This is a genomic window from Raoultella sp. (genome assembly GCF_039594335.1).
GTDB lineage: Bacteria > Pseudomonadota > Gammaproteobacteria > Enterobacterales > Enterobacteriaceae > Klebsiella.
The window spans coordinates 17,464-36,279 of record NZ_JBCNNS010000036.1 but is presented as its reverse complement, the minus strand read 5'-3'; the positions used below and the strand labels follow the sequence as shown (position 1 = coordinate 36,279).

Below are 18,816 nucleotides of genomic sequence, written 5' to 3'. Positions count from 1 at the left end.
GCGCAGTACCCCGCCGAGCATAACGTCGGTCATCTCTATGAAGCGCCGGAGAGCTTAAAGCAGTTCTATCGTCAGAATGACCCGACTAACAGTATGAATCCGGGGCTCGGTAAAACCAGTAAGCAGAAGTACTGGGGAGAGCGCCAGACGAACGGCAGTCAGGTCACTGAAGAGCACTAATCAGGGATGACGAGTGACGGGATTCTGTATTACGCTGCACGCCAGAGAAACGCCTCTCCGGCAAACCAGGTTAAGGAGTCCCGTCATGTCCGAAGCGGATATGTTACACGGCGCTGAATTAGAGATCCGCGAAGCCCTGCCCGATGATGCGCACGCCATCGCGGCGCTGTATGTCTGGCACGTGCTGAACGGACGCGCCTCCTTTGAAGATATTCCCCCCACCGTCGACGAAATGCGCCAGCGGATCAAAACCGTGCGTGACAACGGGCTACCCTGGCTGGTGGCGCTGTGGCGCGGTACGATTGTCGGCTACTGCTACGCGACGTGTTATCGCCCTCGCCCCGCCTATCGCTACACGCTTGAAGAGTCGATTTATGTCGAGTCCGGTATGGGCGGACGCGGCATCGGCAGCGCCCTGCTCGCGCAGCTGATTGCAAAGTGCGAACAAGGCCCGTGGCGGCAGATGCTGGCGATTATCGGCGACGGGCATAACAATGCCGGCTCACTCGCCATTCACAAAAAATTTGGTTTTACCGTGGCGGGTCAGTTGCGTAGCGTCGGGTACAAGATGGGCGACTGGCGAGATACATTAATTATGCAGCGCCAGCTCGGCGAGGGCGACTTAACCATACCGGAATAAAAATCCCCCGCCCGCGCACGCGAGTCGGGGGGAGAGGCATTAATCGTTTTGCGCGGTCTGCGTGCCGCCTTTCAGCATCGCATTCGCCATCTGTGCCTCACGCTGCTTTTTATAGCTCAGCGCGGACGCCGGAACCGGCATCACCTTCCCGGTTTCAACCCAGGTACGCAGACGGCTGGCGTCGGCAAAGTGGGTATATTTCCCGAATGCATCCATCACCACCAGCGCCACCGGGCGCTGATTGATCACCGTTCTCATCACCAGGCAGTGGCCCGCAGCGTTAGTAAACCCGGTTTTGGTCAGCTGGATATTCCAGTTATCCCGATAGACCAGATGGTTGGTATTGCGGAACGGCAGCGTATAGGCCGGATGGGCAAAAGTGGCGGTGTCTTCTTTGGTGGTGCTCAACTGACCGATCAGCGGATACTGCTCGGTGGCCATCAGCAGCTTCGTCAGGTCGCGCGCGGTCGAGACATTGTGAATCGACAGGCCCGTCGGTTCAACGTAGCGAGTATGAGTCATGCCTAGTGCCTGGGCCTTGGCGTTCATGGCGCTAATAAAGGCGTCATAGCCGCCAGGATAATGATGGGCCAGACTCGCGGCGGCGCGATTTTCCGAGGACATCAGCGCCAGCAGCAGCATATTGCGGCGGCTGATTTGGCTGTTCAGACGCACACGTGAATAGATACCTTTCATCTCCGGCGTGTGGCTGATATCAACGGTGAGCATCTCGTCTAACGGCTGATGCGCATCCAGAACCACCATCGCTGTCATCACTTTGGTAATCGACGCAATGGGGCGAACCAGATCCGGCTGGCTCTGATAAATAATCTTTTTGCTGGCAAGATCAACGATCATCGCACTGCCGGAAGCAATTTCCGGCTGCAGGGCCGTCGCGGCCACGGGGGTTTTTGCTATCGCCTGGGGCGCAAAAGGCACAGCCAGAAGCAACGTCAGGCTGAGCAAAGAAACTCGAAATTTCGGCATCGTGAGTATTCTGAAAAGTATTCTTGCACGTTATAAACGTACGCTGCGTCGCTGGGGAACTGGCAACGCTGGCAAACCCTATCATACCCCGGCAGAATGCTGTCTGACTAATAAGAATCGTGAGCAAATGCTGCATTGCCGGCATAAATATCCATTTATGCCGGCAATAGATTCACTCATCAAACGATTCAGGCGATGGTTAACGACGACCGCCTGAAGCCTCAGCAACAGAATTAAAACAGTCGGTAACCGTATCCCCAAAGAATAACGGTTATCGCCAGCAGGACTTCCAGCACCAGCACCCCGATGGCCAGGGTGGAACTGGCAAAACTGAGCCCCTCCTCTCTGTTAATGCTCAGGAAGGTCGGTATGCCGAGATACAGCAGGTAGCCAGTGTAAAACAGCGCGATCGTCCCCACCAGCGCGCACAGCCAGACCAGCGGATAAAGCGCTACCAGCCCGCTCAGAAACAGCGGCGTGGCGACATACCCGGCAAACACCATGCAGCGTTTAAGCGATGGCCGCTGCGGGTAGTTTCTGGCCATCCACCAGATAATTCTCCCCATCACCGCGACTCCGCCCAGCATCACGGCGTAGAACACCACCGCCAGCGCCAGACCGGTAATCAGTGAAAGTTGTACCACGGTGCCATCGCCAAAGTTCCAGCCAAGCTGCGTGGTGCCGATAAAGGCGCAGATAACCGGAACCGCTGCCATGACCAGCACATGGTGCGTATAGTGGTGCGAAATCGTCTCGTTTTCGCTCTTGATAACGCTCATCTCTTGATTCGGATGAGAGAATAGTCCCCAGACATGGTTCATAGCGTCCCCCTTGTCACGGCTACGTTACAGCACTGATCCAAGTATAATTCACCCTGAGAGATTATTTTATGTACAGCAATAAAAATGCGTTCAGACCCTGTTCCGGCAGAAGTTATTGGCACACGGAGTTTGAGGACAGGGCACTGAAACCGCAGCGTACAGCGGGTATGTGAGGATTTGATTCTCTTCAGGCCGCCCTGAAAGGCGTTCAAAGATAACGCTTAGCACTGACAAGCTAAATAGTCCTGATGAGACAGACGCTTAACCTCGTTTTAAGCCCCAGGGTGTATGATTAACCCATTAATGATTGATCCCGTTGATTCTTCACGCGGCACAACCGGCACGATGAGTCGCCAGACATGCGACGAAAGCGTCAGAGGTAAAGGAGTTTATTTTTTAATGGATATCAATAATTTGATTTCACATTATGGCTACGCTGCGCTGGTGCTTGGCAGCATAGCGGAAGGTGAAACCGTCACCCTGCTTGGCGGCGTGGCCGCGCATCAGGGCTTATTAAAATTTCCCCTGGTCGTTCTCTCCGTTGCCCTGGGCGGGATGATCGGCGATCAGCTGCTGTACCTGCTGGGTCGACGCTTTGGCGGCAAGCTGCTGAAACGCTTTTCACGCCATCAGGCGCGGATTCGCAAAGCGCAGCACATGATTCAGCGCCGCCCCTATCTGTTTGTGATTGGGACCCGTTTTATGTACGGTTTCCGGGTGATCGGGCCATTATTGATCGGTGCCAGCCACCTGCCGCCAAAAGTATTCCTGCCGCTCAATGTGCTCGGTGCGCTGGTGTGGGCGCTGTTATTTACGACGCTGGGTTATCTGGGCGGGGAAGCCATTGGACCGTGGTTGCATCATCTTGATGCGCACCTGAAGCACTGGATCTGGCTGATTCTGGTGGTCGCGCTGGTGGTGGCTGCACGCTGGTGGTTCAAGCGCCGCGAGGCGAAAAAGAAAGAGTAGCGGCGAACAGGCACCGCCTGATGACCGGGAGGCCCGGCCGCGTAGAAGGTGCCTTGAAAAGAGTTAATTTTACTGCGTGGCCTGGTGGTAGCCGCCGCCCAGCGCCGCTGTCAACTGAATGCTGGCATCTAGCCACTGGCCACGCAGGCGCAGCGCGGTAATGCGTTCCTGGAGCGCAGGCAGCCTGGCCATACTGACCCGCGATCCAGGAAGGATCCCCGCGCTCATACGGGCCTCGGCCAGATTTACCGTCCGCTGCGCATCTTTTTCAACCTGCTGCTGTTGCTGGTTCTTCGCCATCAGGGTCTCAACCTGGCTGGCGGTCTTCGCCACCTGGTTCACCGCGTCAACAACCGCTTTATTATATTTCGCTACCGAAGATTATTCTGCGCGCTGGCAATATCAAGGTTGGCGTTCAGTCTGCCGCTATCGAAAACAGGCAGCGTCAGTCCGGCGGACAGCCCCATCTGCTGCGCGGAGTGGCGGAACAGATCGCTTAAGTGCAGCGCATCCTGCTGCAGGAAGGCCATCAGATTGATGTCAGGATAGAACGCCGCTTTCGCCGCATCGACCTCGCTCAGCGAGGCCTCGATATACCAGTGGGCCTCCTGCAGATCTGCACGTCGCGCCAGCAGCTCATACCCCAACTTCGTTGGCATCTGCGCGCTCACCTCAGGAAGATTAACCGGATGCAGATTCAGCGCCTGGCTCTGGCTGTTGGTCAGCGCCATCAGACGTGCTTCGATCTCTTCCATGTTGCCCGCAACGTCCGCTAGCTGCTGGTCGGTTTTGCTGACATTGATATCGTTTTCTGCCCCTTCAGCCGAGTTGGTGATCCCGCGCTGATACAGCGCCTGGTCTACGCTGACAATATTATTTTGTTCAGTTTTAACCTGCTGAAGCACGGTTTTCACCGCGGCTTCGGTCTGCCATTGCCAGTAGAGTCGCGCCACGCTGCTGGCCAACAGTTCGCGGGTTTGCGCCTCTTCCGCCACTTGTGCTTTGAGTTCACCAATGCGGGCTTTCACCAGCGCCCGGTTTTTACCCCACAGATCCAGATCCCAGCCCGCCGTCAGACCGAAGGTGCCGTTGGTGTACCATGGCCCGGTATTGCCGCCGGTATCCGTGGCAAACGGCCCCATCAGCCCCTCCGCCGACATTTTCTGCCGTTCTACATTGGCGGAGAAATTCATCTCCGGCCCTAGACTGGCTTGTGACATACGAGCCTGAGCTTCCGCCAGCCTGATGCGCTGAGCAGCAATCTGCATATCCGGCGCATTCGCCAGGGCGTGCTGAATCAGATTATTCAGCTGTGGGTCGTGATAATCCTGCCACCAGTTGCTTTGCGGCCAGCCATTCTTAACCGCCACGGGCAGATCCATTGACACAAGAGAGGCCGGTGTCTGCGGCGGCGGCGGATTGCCAATATCATGGGATGACGCACAGCCAGCCAGAGCGATGACCAGGGGGAACCCGGTCAATACGCTTTTTCTCAGAGTAAGATTCATTAGACAAGTCAGGTAACTCAAAAAGGTTGTTTATACTAAGTTAACTGAAATTAAGCCATTTAGTAATGTGTGTGACTAAACATAAAGATAATTAAAAACAAACAAATAATTCATGGAGTGATAATGAGTCAGAACATCTATGACGATCCAGATTTTTTTGCAGGATATGCCACTCTCGACCGGTCGGTAAAAGGGCTCGACGGCGCGCCGGAATGGCCGGCCATTCAACGTCTACTGCCGCCTTTAGGCGGCCTGCGCATCGTTGACCTCGGCTGCGGCTATGGCTGGTTCTGCCGCTGGGCGCGTGAACAAGGCGCCGCACAGGTGACCGGGGTTGATCTTTCCAGCCGGATGCTCGATCGCGCACGTGAAATGGGCCAGGGTGACGGTATTGATTACCGCTGCCAGGATTTACACACCCTGACCCTGCCGGCCAACTCATGCGAGCTGGTCTACAGTTCGCTGGCCCTGCACTATCTCCCTGATGTCGCTCCACTGTTCGCAGTGATTTACCACGCGCTGACCCCCGGCGGCACACTGCTCTTTTCCGCTGAACACCCTGTCTACACGGCCCCGCTACGCCAGGGCTGGCAGAAAGATGACGCCGGGCAGAAAATCTGGCCAGTTAGCCACTATCAACAAGAGGGAGAGCGCATCAGCAACTGGTTTGCCGATGGGGTGAAAAAACAGCACCGGAAGCTGGCCAGCTGGATAAACCTGCTGGTTGCCGCCGGTTTTGTCATTGAGCATCTCGATGAATGGGGGCCGACGGCAGAGCAAATCGCCGCACAGCCGGAGCTGGATGAGGAAAAAGAGCGGCCGATGATCTTTCTGCTGCGCGTCCGCAAGCCGGCATAATCAGTACACAGGCCCGGGGAGTACCCGGGCCTTGAACGTGTGGTGGCGACGCGATTTTAGCGACTGTGCTCGCATCTCTGTCAGATGGCGGCTAACGCCTTCCCCGGCCACCAGAACTGCCAGGCCATGACTATTTTAAGCTGCCGCCATTGCTGGCAATCACCTCTTTATACCAGTAAAAACTTTTTTTCTTGCTGCGCGCCAGGGTGCCGTTGCCGCTATCATCGCGATCGACGTAGATAAAGCCGTAACGTTTGGACATCTCCGCCTTCGAGGCGCTGACAAGGTCAATGGGCCCCCAGCTGGTAAAGCCCAGCAACTCCACGCCGTCTTCAATAGCTTCTCGCGCCTGCACCAGATGGTCGTTCAGGTAGCTGATACGGTAATCATCGTTAATGCTGCCGTCAGCTTCGACTTTATCTTTCGCCCCCAGCCCGTTTTCAACGATAAACAGCGGCTTCTGATAGCGATCCCACAGCACGTTAAGCAGCGTCCGCAGACCCAGCGGATCGATCTGCCATCCCCACTCGGAGCTTGCCAGATGCGGGTTTGGCACCATGCTGAGAATATTGCCGCGCGCCTTTTTGTTCAGCTCCTCGTCGGCGGTGACGCAGCCGGTCATGTAATAGCTGAAGGAGATGAAATCTACGGTCTCTTTCAGCGCCGCGCGATCGGCATCGGTGATGGTAATATTCATTCCCTGGTCGCGGAAGTAGCGCAGCATATAGCCCGGATACTCTCCCCGACACTGCACGTCGCCGAAGAACTGCCAGCTGCGATTCTGTTGCAGGGTTTCAAAGATATCTTCCGGTTTGCAGCTTAGCGGGTACATTAAACCGCCGAGCAACATATTGCCGATTTTGCCCTCGTGGACTATCTCGTGACAGGCTTTTACCGCCAGAGCGCTTGCCACCAGCTGATGGTGAATGGCCTGATAGACCGCCTCTTTACTGCTCCCTTCCGGCAGGCCGACGCCGGTCATCGGGGCGTGCAATGACATATTGATTTCGTTAAAGGTCAGCCACAGCTTGACTTTGTCTTTATAGCGGGCGAATACCGTTCTGGCGTAGCGTTCAAAGAAGCCAATCACCTCGCGGCTGCCCCAGCCACCGTAGTTTTTCACCAGCGCCCACGGCATTTCATAATGCGATAGCGTCACCAGCGGCGTGATATTGTGCCGCGCCATTTCAGCAAACAGGCGGTCGTAAAAGGCCAGACCGGCCTCATTTGGCTCCGCATTATCGCCGTCGGGGAAAATACGCGTCCAGGCAATCGACACCCGCAGGCAGTTGAAACCCATCTCCGCAAACAGAGTGATATCTTCCGGGTAGCGATGATAAAAATCGATCGCAATATCTTTGATACCGCTATCGCCAGGCACGCGTTCAACGACGTCGCCAAAGACGCCGTGTGGCTGAACGTCTGAGGTTGACAGTCCTTTGCCATCTTCCAGATACGCTCCTTCCACCTGGTTTGCCGCAGTTGCACCACCCCATAAAAACGTCTGCGGGAATCTCTTCATCTTTCTCTCCTCTGATTAATGGCTGACAGACAACAGCGGCTGGCCGGCATCGACCACGCTGGTAGATACGATGTCCAGGTCACGATAATCGTCGCTGTTGCTGATAATAATCGGGGTCGCCAGGTCATAACCGGCGTCCAGAATGGCCTGACGGTCAAATTCGAGCAGCAAATCACCGGCTTTGACCTTGTCGCCTTCTTTAACATGGGCGGTAAACGGCACGCCATTGAGCTTCACGGTGTCGATACCGACATGGATTAACAGCTCAATACCGCTATCGCTGAGCAGGCCAATCGCATGTTTGGTCTGGAAGAGTGACGCCACCTCTCCGGAGAACGGCGCGATCACTTTACCGACGGCGGGAATGATCGCCACGCCTTTTCCCAGCAGACCGCTGGCGAAGGTGCTATCGGGAACCTGATCCAGCGCCAGTACGGTTCCGGACATCGGGGCAAGAATATCGTTTTCCGATATCGGCGCAAGCGGAACGTCCGCGGCTTCCTCCCGCTTCGCCGGCAGTCCGGCAATAAAGGTCAGCGCGCAAGAGATAACCAGTGCGGCCACGATACCAATCGCCCCGCCCCACACGGTGTTGTCCATTCCATGCGGCGGAATCATCTGCGCCAGGGTGAAAATATTGGCAAAGCCAAAGGAGTAGACGTGGCTGTCGCTCAAGCCAACGATGGCCCCACCGATGGCACCGGCCACACAGCCAAAGATAAACGGACGACGCAGCGGCAGAGTCAAACCATAAATCGCCGGCTCAGTGATGCCAAAGATCCCGGCAGATACCGCAGAGCCAGCCAGCACTTTTTGCCGCGCATCGCGGGTGCGCAGGAAAATCCCCAGCGCCGCCCCGACCTGGCCCATCACCGCGGGCAGCAGCATCGGTAGCATCGAGTCCTGCCCCAGCACCGTCAGATTATTAATCATCAACGGGATCAGCCCCCAGTGCAGGCCAAAAATAACGCACACCTGCCATAGCGCCCCCATCGCCGCGCCCGCCAGCCACGGCGCGACCGTGTAGATAATCTGGTAACCGTGGGCCAGCAGCTGACTCAGCCAGGTGGCCACCGGGCCGATAGCGAGGAAGGTCAGCGGAACCACGACGGCGATGCAAAACAGCGGGGTAAAGAAGTTTTTCATTGATGACGGTAGCAGCGCATTGCTTTTGCGTTCCAGCCAGCAGCTCACCCACGATGCGAGGATAATCGGGATCACCGAGGAGCTGTAGTTGATAAACGTCACCGGGATGCCGAGAAAGTGCGCCGCCTCCGCTCCAGGAAGCTGAGCCGCATCAAAAGCCTGAATCATCATCGGATGGGTCAGCGCCCCGCCGATCACCATGGTAATAAACGGATTACCACCAAATTTTTTCCCCGCTGTATAGCCCAGAAACAGCGGGAAGAAAAAGAACAGCGCGTCGCTGGCGGCAAACCAGATTTTATAGGTTCCCTGCTGCGGAGTAAGCCAGCCGCAAACCACCGCCAGCGCCAGCAGCCCTTTCAGGATCCCCGATGCCGCCAGCACGCCGATAAACGGCGTGAAGATGCCGGAAACCACATCAATCACCTGGCCAAGCAGCGAGGTTTTTTCCCCGGAGCTGGTCACAGGCTCGCTGTCGTCCGTCAGACCCGCTTCATCGCGTACCGCCAGCCAGACATCGTGGACATGGTTACCAATCACCACCTGGAACTGGCCGCCGCTTTCCACCACCATGATGACTCCAGGGTTGGTCTTCAGCCCTTCGGCATCCGCCTTCTTGTTCTCTTTGAGTTTAAAGCGCAGTCGTGTGGCGCAGTGAACCAGACTCACAATATTCTCTTTGCCACCAACCCGGCTAAGAATATCCTGCGCGAGTGCTTTATATTCCATGCTGTTTTCCTTACTTCCGCTGCCCGCAGGCAACCGTGACTGAGTGTAAAAATAAAAAAACCCGAGAACCACGCCGGATGGCGTCGCGCTCAGGTTTTGCCTGCGTTATGCAGTAACAATCCAGTTTGCAGATAAAGGGAATTAACGCCCTTCTTTTCTCACCCGCTCGATATGGATGGCGAGAAACATAATTTCTTCCGTCGTCAGCGACCGCTGATAGCTTTTCTGTAGATGCCTACCGACGGTTTCCGCGCATTTCCACGCTTTCGCGTAGTTATCTTTCACCGCGCTGTGCAGGGTGACGTCATCATCTGCCACCACCGTGCGCGTCAGCATCCGCTGGGCAAAAAACTTCAGATGGGTGACAAAGCGCTGGTAGCTCAGCGACTCTTCGTCATAATTCAGCTGCAGTTGATACTTCACCAGTTGCAGGATTTCCTGCATCACCTGGGTGATGTGCATCACTTCCGGCATTTCGCTGTTGAGCTGCGCGGTGACCAGATGCAGTGCAATAAACCCGGCCTCATCTTCGGCAAGCTCAACGCCGAGCCGCCTGGCGATAATCGCCCGCGCCTCCTGCCCGAGCTCAAATTCCTTCGGATAAAGCCGCTTGATTTCCCACAGCAGAACGTTGCGAATCGTCACCCCATTCTTGTGCCGTTCAATAGCAAAATGGCAGTGGTCGGTCAGGGTGATATACAGACTCTCCTGCAACTTGCCCAATCGCCCGCGCGCCAGTTCAATAATCCGATCGCAGGTGGTCATCACTTCTAACGGTATCTGACTGAGTAATTCACCTAAACGGCCAACCAGTTCATCGCTTTGCAGCGCGAAGATCTTTTCAATTTTACTTTCGTCCAGTGAGTCGCCGACGCGTTTCTGAAAGGCTAGCCCTCGCCCCATCACCACCTGTTCGCGTCGCTGCTCATCTAAAACAACCACCACATTATTATTAAGAACTTTGGCGATTTGCATATGAACCCCAGAAACAAAAAAACCTGACCCCCAACAGATGCCAGGAAATCAGGTTTTGCCTGCCGAAACAGTAGCAATCCAACACCCGCACTGTAGCAATTTCTTCCGCCGTCTCAACCATCGAAGCAGAAAAACGTGATGCGGATCGCGACTAATCCACTTATCTACTTCGGTTGTGGTAAAGAACGCTGTTCAAACGCACGGTATTCCAGCGAATAAAACGACGCCTGTCGCCGATGATAGGCGGAATCCACGCAGCCTATACCGACAAACGCACCGGTAAATTCGCCATAGCGGCTGTATTCATCAGAAAACAAGGCGGTGCTGTAGGTCTGACCTATCGCATGAAAGGTCTGATTGTCTGGCGACCAGAAAAACCGTGTCGACTTTCCGTCAATCGCCAGCCGCAGATAAACCGGGCCATCCGCGCCAGCCACCGTTCCGAGATGATCTTCCCGCTTCAGACCATTATCGACATGAATGACATAAAATCGCGAGCACCGCTGCCGATCGTCATAGCTTTTCTGCAGGAACAGATAGTTCATGTTGTCGTAGTACAGCACCAGTCCGGCGCTGTGCTGGAACACCTCGGGTTGAAAATCCATGCAAGCCGTCAGCGTGGCGTACACCGAGGTCAGTTTCCGCGCCAGCAGACTGACGCGGTTCTCCGAACACAGCGACTCCTGACCGCGTAGCGTCAGAGCGCCTTCTTCGGGCGCATAGCGCGTAAAGTCCGCAGCCGGAATACGCGGCGCGTACCAGCCAGGCGGCAATACCTGCGCAGCAAAATCGACCCGCTCAACCCGCTCCGCCTGCTCATCAACGGCGGTCGATGGCCCCAGCCCGACATATTCCTGCGCCAGGTTGCCGCCCGCACTCAGGCGCAGCCACCCCTCCTGAGTCCAGCGCATTTTTTGAATGGCGGTCTCCCGCCCCAGCGTACAGGCCAGTTCCGGAAGCAGCGGTCGGGCGCACAGATGGGCAAGAATGACATTCCCGCGGTCATCTTCGACATAGCTGGCGTGACCGGATTTTTGCAGCGCCGACGCCGGGTTAAAACACTGCCGCCGCAGATAATCTTTATCAAACGCCGATGCCGAGGTTTTCTCGATATGTACCGGCTTTTGCAAATCCTCCGCTCGCGCCGAGGTTAGCAGTGGGCTGTGCGGATCTTTTTCATAAGGGCCGAGAATATGCCGCGCCCGCCCGAGGGTTACGCAGTGGCCGTAGCCCGTGCCGCCCTCGGCGCACATCATGTAATAATAACCGTTACGCCGGGTGATATGCGCCCCTTCCGCCATGCCATATACCCCTTGCCAGATACGCTGCGGATAGCCAATCGGCGCTTTCGCCTGCGGATCGTACTCCACGATGGAGATTGCCCCGGAGCAGTCATCCCGGGTCTCCCAGCCGACGGCGACAATCCATTTTCTACCGTCATCGTCGTGGAAAATAGAGGCGTCATAACCCACAGAGTGGATGTAGACCGGCTCACTCCATGGACCGCTAATTTCCGCAGCGCTGACCAGATAATTATCGACATCAAAATAGCGACCATTCATCGCGTTCATCATGCCGTACACCACGTAAAAGAGCTGGTCGGTTTCACACCAGGTCAGACACGGTGCCCAGATACCTTTGGCGGAGCGCAGTTTGCGCAGATCCAGCATTTGCGGATCGTTGAGCACGTGGGCGCGTAACGTCCAGTTCTCTAAGTCGGTGGAATGATAGACCGGAATGCCGGGAAACCATTCGAATGACGAAACGGCAATATAATACTCATCGCCTCGCCGACAGATTGCCGGATCAGGATTAAAACCACGTAATACTGGATTTTTAATCATTAACCACATCCTTTTTAAATTATAACGTACTGTTTTTTTTCCACCATCGCCTGAGACCGATCGGATAAAGAATAACGGCGCATAATGATCACCAGCGCCAGTACCAAAACCGCTGGTAATACGGTAAAAATTAATTTAATCGTCAGAATAGCCGTCTGCGGCTGCTGCGGCACACCACCGATATAACCGCTCCATGACAATAACCAGCCCATCAGCGCACCACCGATTGCAATACCTAATTTGATAGCAAAAAGATTGGTTGAAAAAACGATACCGCTCATTTTCTTACCGGTAGCGCGTTCAATCGCATCGACGACATCCGAGAGCATCGCCCATTGCAATGGTGTGGCCGCCAGTTGAATAAAGTTGATCGCAATAATAAAGGCAAGAATAATGACTAGCGACGACCGGGCAAAGAAATAGAGTAGTGCAAGTAATATCGCCTCGAGCAACATTGCCAGCTTAACCCCCCGAACTTTATCCATGTCACGGAAAATATATACCGATAAAATCGTCCCGGCCAATCCGGAAATAATGGATATGGTGATCATCACGCTGCTCATGTCACTGCGATGCAGAACATAATTACAGAAGTAAATAATGCTCCCCATTTTAAAGATAACCGCTACCAGGTTGACAACGTTGAGCGTAAAGAGGATGCGCCAGTCGCGGTTTTTCAATAATATACGTAGATCCTGCAACAGACTCCCGCGATTAACATCGATTTCCGCGATCGCGGTCTCTTTGGTGAGGAAGAAACAAAGGTAAAACAACATAATACCCAGGCTGCTAATCAGCACCATGGTATAAAAATAGCCATGCTGGATATTCCCTTTCCCTAACCACGCCACCGCAGGAAACGCGGCCACGGAGACTAATAGCCCGCCGGCGGAGCTCATGGCGAAGCGCCAGGATTGCAACGACACCCGTTCGACAGAACTCTGGCTGATATTGTTAATCATCGCGCAATAGGGAACATTAATAGCGCTATATAACAGCGAGAGCAGGGTATAAGAAACGTAGGCATAAATCAGCTTGCCGGTATAGGAAAAATCAGGCGTATAAAAGGTTAACATGCACATTACGCCAAAAGGAATGGCGAACCACAGTAAATAAGGGCGAAACTGACCATATTTGGTCCGCGTGCGGTCCGTCACTGCGCCGATCCCCACATCAAAAAAGGCATCAATGATCCGGACGGCTAAAAACATCGTCCCCATATGCGCCGGTGACAAACCAAATATATCCGTATAAAAATAGGTCATAAATAACATGATGGATGACCAGACCAAATTACAGGCGGTATCTCCAAGTCCATAACCCATTTTCTGATACCAGTTTAATGGCATGATTCTGTTCATTGACCGTAATCCCATATAAAAAGAGATTGTTGCTGATGACAAAACCATTGTCGGCCCATCGGCCTCTTCAATATGTATAAAGAGAGGATAGCCATATAATAAAAGTGAACCTGCTCTGTGATGGCTATCGCATTTACATTAAGAACGCTTTTTGTTTTATTTGCCGATCGGCATATAGTATAAAAAAGGAGGCGGTTTATGCATGATGACCCGGTAACATATGAAAATATCATTACGCTGACACAAGAACTCTACTACCTGCAGCAATATAATCTTCCCGAGTATTCCGGCGATGATGTGAAGACACATTTTCACTTTATGTATGAATTAATGTGGTTCGATCGTTCCTGTGGTTATTTTGGCATCAACGATCGTCGGATCCCGATAAAAAACGGCACCTTGATTTTCGTTCCGGCACTGATCCCTCATGCGATGTACCTGACTCCTGAGTACAATCACAACCGCTATCTGTTCCAGTTTGAATTTGATTTTCTAAACCCGCTGGCGATAAGCCATTTTTCCCGGAAAAAAGATCGCATCCGGGTGCTGTATCCGGATCCCGCGACTGGCGTGCAGTTGACGGCGCTTTTTGACTGGACCATCAGTCTGGGAAAGAAACCAGATCACCAGGCGGTATTTTTGAAAAGCATCGCGCTGCTGATGGAGTTCGTTTTCTCACTGAACCACAACGATGAGACGTTCCCGCATGCTCCCGGAAGCGACTTTGTGAGCAGGGTACGGCAATTATTATATGAGATTGAAGAGCATAAAGCCTGGGAGACCACCGCGCTCGAGGCGGCACACCGGTGTCAGGTATCGAAGTCCTACTTTTCGCGAATGTTTAAGCGGCTGTTTAACATGACGTTTAAAGAGTATATTTTTCTGCGTAAGCTCAAGGTGGCGGTACAACTGCTGACCTCCAGCCAGCTAAAAATTGTCGATGTAGCCCAAACCGCCGGCTTTACCGACAGCGCCTATTTCTGTTTACGCTTCCGTCAGCACCTCGGCTGCACGCCGCTGGAATTTCGCGACCGTCTGGATAACCGACACGTCGGATAACAACTACCCGCACCGCGGGAAGCTGTCCGTCCGGCCTGTCGATTCAGAAAGTCACCACGGTTTTCCACTCGATGACCCAGGCATCCTGAGTCTGAGCGACGCCGCCCGGGCGATGCCAGTACTGCAGTCCCGGCTGCAGCTCAAGCCACGAAATCGGACGCAGACGGTAGTACAGTTCAGCATTCACCGAATGCCCGGCTACCGGCTGATAGTTCGCCGCAGAGTAGTCCGTGGCCCCGCTGACCTCATTCCTGTACTGCTGGTTGCGCGCGTAATGGTTGCTCATATCCATCCAGGTCAGGCCAAAGCCCAGCCAGTCTTGCGGGCGGGCGTCAAAGAGGCCACGGTAGCGCATTGATGCGGCCAGGGAGGTATGGATGTAGTTGCTGCGCTGATCGCTATAGCTACCGCTCAGCGAGACACTCATCCCACGCTCGGGGTCGTCGGCATGGCGGGTTATCTGCTGGTTCATCCCGGCATACAGAAACCAGGTGCGATCGTGTTGCGCATATCCTAGCGGGTCGCTGGCCCCGGGGCCGCCGGATTTTCCGCGATACAGATCGCTCTGCGGCGCGTTGGTATAGATCACCCCGAGGTTATAGGCGCCGGAAAGGCCGTTGATTACCGGCCGTGCTTCGATCTCTACCGGCAGCAGAATGCCTTTACTGCCTTTTGTCGACCAGCTCCACGCGTGGCTGCGGGAAGAGGCCTTCGGGTTCTGCTCCATGACACCGCCCTTCAGCGTCAGCGTCGGGGTCAGCTTATATTCCGCGGTCGTTCCCCAGGTATGGACGTTCCAGTTGTTCCAGGTCATCGAGTTGGCGGACTTGCCACCGCACTGTGAAAGCAGCTGAAAATCGCAGGGGATAATCTGATCGAAGGTCTGCACCTTATTCATCATCCCGATACGCCACGTCAGACGGCGGTCATCGAAGCTACGGGCAAAGGTCAGCCAGCCAAGACGGGTAATGGACTGGCCTCCCCAACTTTCCTGTGCCAGATCGTTAAAATTAACCCGTGGATCCTGTAGACGTTGGGTGGTCAGGTTATCATCGTGGTTACGGTTAACGATATTCCCCTCGACGCGTGCATCCGGGATCCCGGTCCAGCGTTCCAGGTCCTGGGTAAAGGTCAGGGCAACTTGATCGATATAGGCCAGCTGTTTATCATGGTTATACCCGCCACCGGCGTTGTAACCCATTTCATTGAGGTAGCCGAGATTATAATTAAATCCGTTATCTTCGAGGATCGGGCGAATCCCTGCCATCTCTCCAAGCAAACCTTTTTGCGGTTTCTCAAAACCTAATACCGTACCGTTCCATTTTTCCGCTTCCGCAGCAAACGCACCGGAAGTTAACAGAGAAAATGTCACTATCAACAGGAAGAAATTTATTTTTTTGTTGTGCATAATGATATCCATTGTAACTGAATAAAGGTCATAGCTAGCCCCAGGCAATAAACCGGCCCGTTTTTAATCTTCATATTTATTTTTTCAATACCTGCCCGTCAGTCATTCAACCGCTTTACTGATGCAAACGATGAGAGCATAACCCATTGTTTTAAATAACCATTTAACTCCTCGAAAAATAAAAAGCAAAAAAAAACCTAAGCATTTCCGCCATGAATGGCGGAAATGCTTAGGTTTTGCCTGTAATCAGTAGCAACCCTGAATATGTGGACAGCACAATATCACTCAGCGACAGAAATGCCCATCAGCAAATGCTCCCGGAGTAATAAAATGTGAGCGATTTAACAATCTTCCCTAATAACGGGCAATGGCTAGCGCAATGTCCGCAGAGGTTTTCAGCGTGCGTATTTCATTAAACAGCACCAGCGCCTCAGCATATTCTTTGCGTAAATAACTGAGCCACTGTTTAATTCGCGCAACATGATACAACCCGGTATCACCCTGTTTTTCCAGGCGTGTATATTTTTTTAGTAGCACCACAACCTGGGGCCACGACATGCGCGGTTCGTTATATTTGATAACCCGGCTTAAATTTGGTACGTTCAGCGCGCCGCGACCAATCATCACCGAGTCGCAGCCGGTGACCGCCAGACAGTCCTGTGCGCTTTGCCAGTCCCAGATTTCGCCGTTAGCGACAACCGGAATTGACAACCGCTGGCGGATTTCGCCAATCGCCGCCCAGTTGATCCTCTCGGCTTTATAAGCGTCTTCTTTCGTGCGTCCGTGAACAACGAGCTCCGTCACGCCGGCCTGCTCTACCGCATCGGCAATTTCGAACTGGCGTGCTCCGCTGTCCCAGCCCAGGCGAATTTTGACCGTCAGCGGCAGATGATCCGGCACCGCTTCGCGCATCGCTTTTGCGGCGCGATAGATCAGCTCCGGGTCTTTAAGCAGCGTCGCCCCGCCGCCGCTGCCGTTTACCAGCTTTGACGGACAGCCGCAGTTCAGATCGACGCCCCACGAACCCAACGCCACCGCCCGCGCGGCATTTTCCGCCAGCCATTGTGGATATTGCCCCAGCAGCTGCACCCGGACGCGAGTGCCGGAAGGCGTGCGGCTTTGGTGATGGAGTTCCGGGCACAGTTTGTAGAACGATTTTACCGGCAGCAGCTGATCCACCACCCGCAGAAATTCGGTGATGCACAGATCGTAATCATTAACCTCGGTCAGCAGCTCGCGCACCAGCGAATCGAGCACGCCTTCCATCGGCGCCAGTAATACACGCATATTGTTACCCGGAAAAAAAGAGGCGCTATGGTAGCGCCTCTGTACGTTGGTTGAAAGATCTCAATGTCGTTCGGCTGCACTTACCGGGTCGCGGTGTGCAATAAGACAGGGATACCGCCATTGGCGTTACGCTTTTTTGCCGCATCGTGAGTTGCAAGGTTGTGTGGCGACCGCGAGACAACAGCGCAGCGCCCCGCGCTCCCTGAGACCTTCTCACGATTATTTATCGCAGGATTCTTCAACATCCATTCCGCAGGCCCGAAGGTTCCATTACTCTATCAACTCTATGTCTGGAATTCATGATGTGATCGGTAGCACATTTCAAGGTTTAATTGTATGATGAATATGGTTCATCAAGGGTTATTACCATGAGTAAATCGCTGAATATTATCTGGCAGTACCTGCGGGCTTTTGTCCTGATCTATGCTTGTTTATACGCCGGGATTTTTGTTGCTTCCCTGCTGCCCATTACGATTCCCGGCAGTATTATCGGCATGCTGATTTTGTTCGTTCTTCTGGCGCTACAGATTATGCCGCCGAAGTGGGTCAACCCCGGCTGCAACATATTGATTCGCTATATGGCGCTACTGTTCGTGCCCATCGGCGTTGGCGTCATGCAATACTGGGATCTGCTGCGAGTGCAGCTCGGCCCGGTGGCAATCTCTTGCACGATCAGTACATTAGTGGTCTTCCTGGTGGTGAGCTGGAGCTCACATCTGGTTCACGGCGAGCGTAAAGTGGTCGGTCAAACTGAGGACGTCAAAGATGATGCATGAGATCTGGTGGTCCTTGCCGCTGACGCTGATCGTTTTTTTCCTCGCCCGCAAGCTGGCCGCGCGGTTTAAATTTCCGCTGCTGAATCCCCTGCTGGTGGCAATGGTAGTGATCATCCCGTTTTTGCTGATCAGCGGTATCTCCTACGATCGCTATTTTCAGGGCAGTAAAATTCTCAACGATTTGCTTCAGCCTGCGGTCGTGGCGTTGGCCTTCCCGCTGTATGAACAACTTCACCAGATACGCGCCCGTTGGAAATCAATCATTACCATCTGCTTTATCGGCAGTGTTGTCGCGATGGTGACCGGCACCACCGTCGCGCTGCTGCTCGGCGCGACACCACAAATTGCCGCGTCCATTATGCCGAAATCGGTCACCACACCGATTGCGATGGCGGTCAGCGGAAGCATTGGCGGTATTCCGGCCATCAGCGCGGTGTGCGTCATTTTCGTGGGGATTCTCGGTGCGGTTTTCGGCCACAGCCTGCTTAACCTGATGCGTATACACACCAAAGCCTCGCGAGGCCTGTCGATGGGGACCGCATCCCATGCCCTGGGGACCGCCCGCTGTGCGGAACTGGACTATCAGGAAGGGGCTTTCAGCTCCCTGGCGCTGGTGTTGTGCGGGATTATCACCTCGCTGGTGGCGCCCTTTTTGTTCCCGGTGATTCTGGCTATTGTCGGATAAATGTGACATTTATCACATTTATTACTGCAACAAAAACATATTGCATAAACAATGAGATATT

The 18,816-nt window shown here is 54.0% G+C and carries 14 protein-coding genes and 3 pseudogenes; 7 read left to right on the top strand and 10 right to left on the bottom strand.

Translation table 11 applies throughout. From position 1 onward, the window contains the following. Both ACZAHD_RS08905 and ACZAHD_RS08900 read left to right on the top strand, forming a co-directional pair. Window positions 1-180, top strand: a pseudogene (locus ACZAHD_RS08905) (D-lactate dehydrogenase); the annotation flags it as partial. Between the two features lie 85 nt (window positions 181-265). Then, the gene (locus tag ACZAHD_RS08900; protein WP_462456436.1) at window positions 266-820 is read left to right on the top strand and encodes an N-acetyltransferase family protein; all 555 of its coding nucleotides are present in this window, start codon (window positions 266-268) and stop codon (window positions 818-820) included. A 39-nt stretch (window positions 821-859) separates the two neighbouring features. On the opposite strand, the gene pbpG is transcribed toward ACZAHD_RS08900, so the two are convergent. Both pbpG and ACZAHD_RS08890 read right to left on the bottom strand, forming a co-directional pair. Continuing rightward, entirely contained in the window at window positions 860-1,807 is a 948-nt protein-coding gene (gene pbpG / locus ACZAHD_RS08895; protein WP_462456435.1) for a D-alanyl-D-alanine endopeptidase, read from the bottom strand. Between the two features lie 233 nt (window positions 1,808-2,040). Next, window positions 2,041-2,628, bottom strand: coding sequence for a Yip1 family protein (locus ACZAHD_RS08890; protein WP_462456434.1), 588 nt, complete (start codon window positions 2,626-2,628; stop codon window positions 2,041-2,043). A 399-nt stretch (window positions 2,629-3,027) separates the two neighbouring features. Here ACZAHD_RS08890 and ACZAHD_RS08885 point away from each other — a divergent pair, with 399 nt between their 5' ends. Next, a complete protein-coding gene (locus ACZAHD_RS08885; protein ID WP_462456433.1) occupies window positions 3,028-3,597 on the top strand; it encodes a DedA family protein in 570 nt (189 codons plus the stop codon). 69 nt (window positions 3,598-3,666) lie between these two features. On the opposite strand, the pseudogene mdtQ reads toward ACZAHD_RS08885, so the two are convergent. Continuing rightward, window positions 3,667-5,105 (bottom strand): annotated as a pseudogene (mdtQ, locus tag ACZAHD_RS08880) (multidrug resistance outer membrane protein MdtQ). A gap of 123 nt (window positions 5,106-5,228) precedes the next feature. Here mdtQ and ACZAHD_RS08875 point away from each other — a divergent pair. Then, window positions 5,229-5,963: a class I SAM-dependent methyltransferase gene (locus ACZAHD_RS08875; protein WP_462456432.1), complete on the top strand. Its 735-nt coding sequence runs from the start codon at window positions 5,229-5,231 to the stop codon at window positions 5,961-5,963. A 130-nt stretch (window positions 5,964-6,093) separates the two neighbouring features. Here ACZAHD_RS08875 and ACZAHD_RS08870 read toward each other — a convergent pair whose 3' ends face one another. From ACZAHD_RS08870 to ACZAHD_RS08850, 5 genes and pseudogenes are all read right to left on the bottom strand, one after another. Further along, the gene (locus ACZAHD_RS08870; protein WP_462456431.1) at window positions 6,094-7,485 is read right to left on the bottom strand and encodes a glycoside hydrolase family 1 protein; all 1,392 of its coding nucleotides are present in this window, start codon (window positions 7,483-7,485) and stop codon (window positions 6,094-6,096) included. Window positions 7,486-7,500: 15 nt separating this feature from the next. Beyond that, a pseudogene (gene bglF / locus ACZAHD_RS08865) lies at window positions 7,501-9,469 on the bottom strand (PTS beta-glucoside transporter subunit IIABC). A gap of 32 nt (window positions 9,470-9,501) precedes the next feature. Then, a complete protein-coding gene (gene bglG / locus ACZAHD_RS08860) occupies window positions 9,502-10,335 on the bottom strand; it encodes a transcriptional antiterminator BglG (RefSeq protein WP_462456430.1) in 834 nt (277 codons plus the stop codon). A 164-nt stretch (window positions 10,336-10,499) separates the two neighbouring features. Continuing rightward, on the bottom strand, window positions 10,500-12,179 hold the full coding sequence (locus ACZAHD_RS08855; RefSeq protein ID WP_462456429.1) for a family 43 glycosylhydrolase: 1,680 nt from the start codon (window positions 12,177-12,179) through the stop codon (window positions 10,500-10,502). A gap of 14 nt (window positions 12,180-12,193) precedes the next feature. After that, on the bottom strand, window positions 12,194-13,528 hold the full coding sequence (locus tag ACZAHD_RS08850) for a glycoside-pentoside-hexuronide (GPH):cation symporter (protein ID WP_462456428.1): 1,335 nt from the start codon (window positions 13,526-13,528) through the stop codon (window positions 12,194-12,196). A gap of 210 nt (window positions 13,529-13,738) precedes the next feature. On the opposite strand from ACZAHD_RS08850, the gene ACZAHD_RS08845 reads away from it, so the two are divergent. Further along, complete coding sequence (locus ACZAHD_RS08845; RefSeq protein WP_462456427.1) at window positions 13,739-14,599, top strand: helix-turn-helix transcriptional regulator; 861 nt, start codon at window positions 13,739-13,741, stop codon at window positions 14,597-14,599. A 43-nt stretch (window positions 14,600-14,642) separates the two neighbouring features. Here the strand turns inward: ACZAHD_RS08845 and ACZAHD_RS08840 are convergent, their stop codons facing one another. Both ACZAHD_RS08840 and dusC read right to left on the bottom strand, forming a co-directional pair. After that, the gene (locus ACZAHD_RS08840) at window positions 14,643-16,007 is read right to left on the bottom strand and encodes a carbohydrate porin (protein WP_462456426.1); all 1,365 of its coding nucleotides are present in this window, start codon (window positions 16,005-16,007) and stop codon (window positions 14,643-14,645) included. A 354-nt stretch (window positions 16,008-16,361) separates the two neighbouring features. Next, a complete protein-coding gene (gene dusC / locus ACZAHD_RS08835) occupies window positions 16,362-17,294 on the bottom strand; it encodes a tRNA dihydrouridine(16) synthase DusC (RefSeq protein ID WP_462456425.1) in 933 nt (310 codons plus the stop codon). A gap of 368 nt (window positions 17,295-17,662) precedes the next feature. On the opposite strand from dusC, the gene ACZAHD_RS08830 reads away from it, so the two are divergent. Continuing rightward, on the top strand, window positions 17,663-18,070 hold the full coding sequence (locus ACZAHD_RS08830; protein ID WP_462456424.1) for a CidA/LrgA family protein: 408 nt from the start codon (window positions 17,663-17,665) through the stop codon (window positions 18,068-18,070). Continuing rightward, window positions 18,060-18,755, top strand: coding sequence for a CidB/LrgB family autolysis modulator (locus ACZAHD_RS08825; protein ID WP_462456423.1), 696 nt, complete (start codon window positions 18,060-18,062; stop codon window positions 18,753-18,755). The genes ACZAHD_RS08830 and ACZAHD_RS08825 overlap by 11 nt, the downstream gene beginning before the upstream one ends. Window positions 18,756-18,816: the final 61 nt, after the last annotated feature.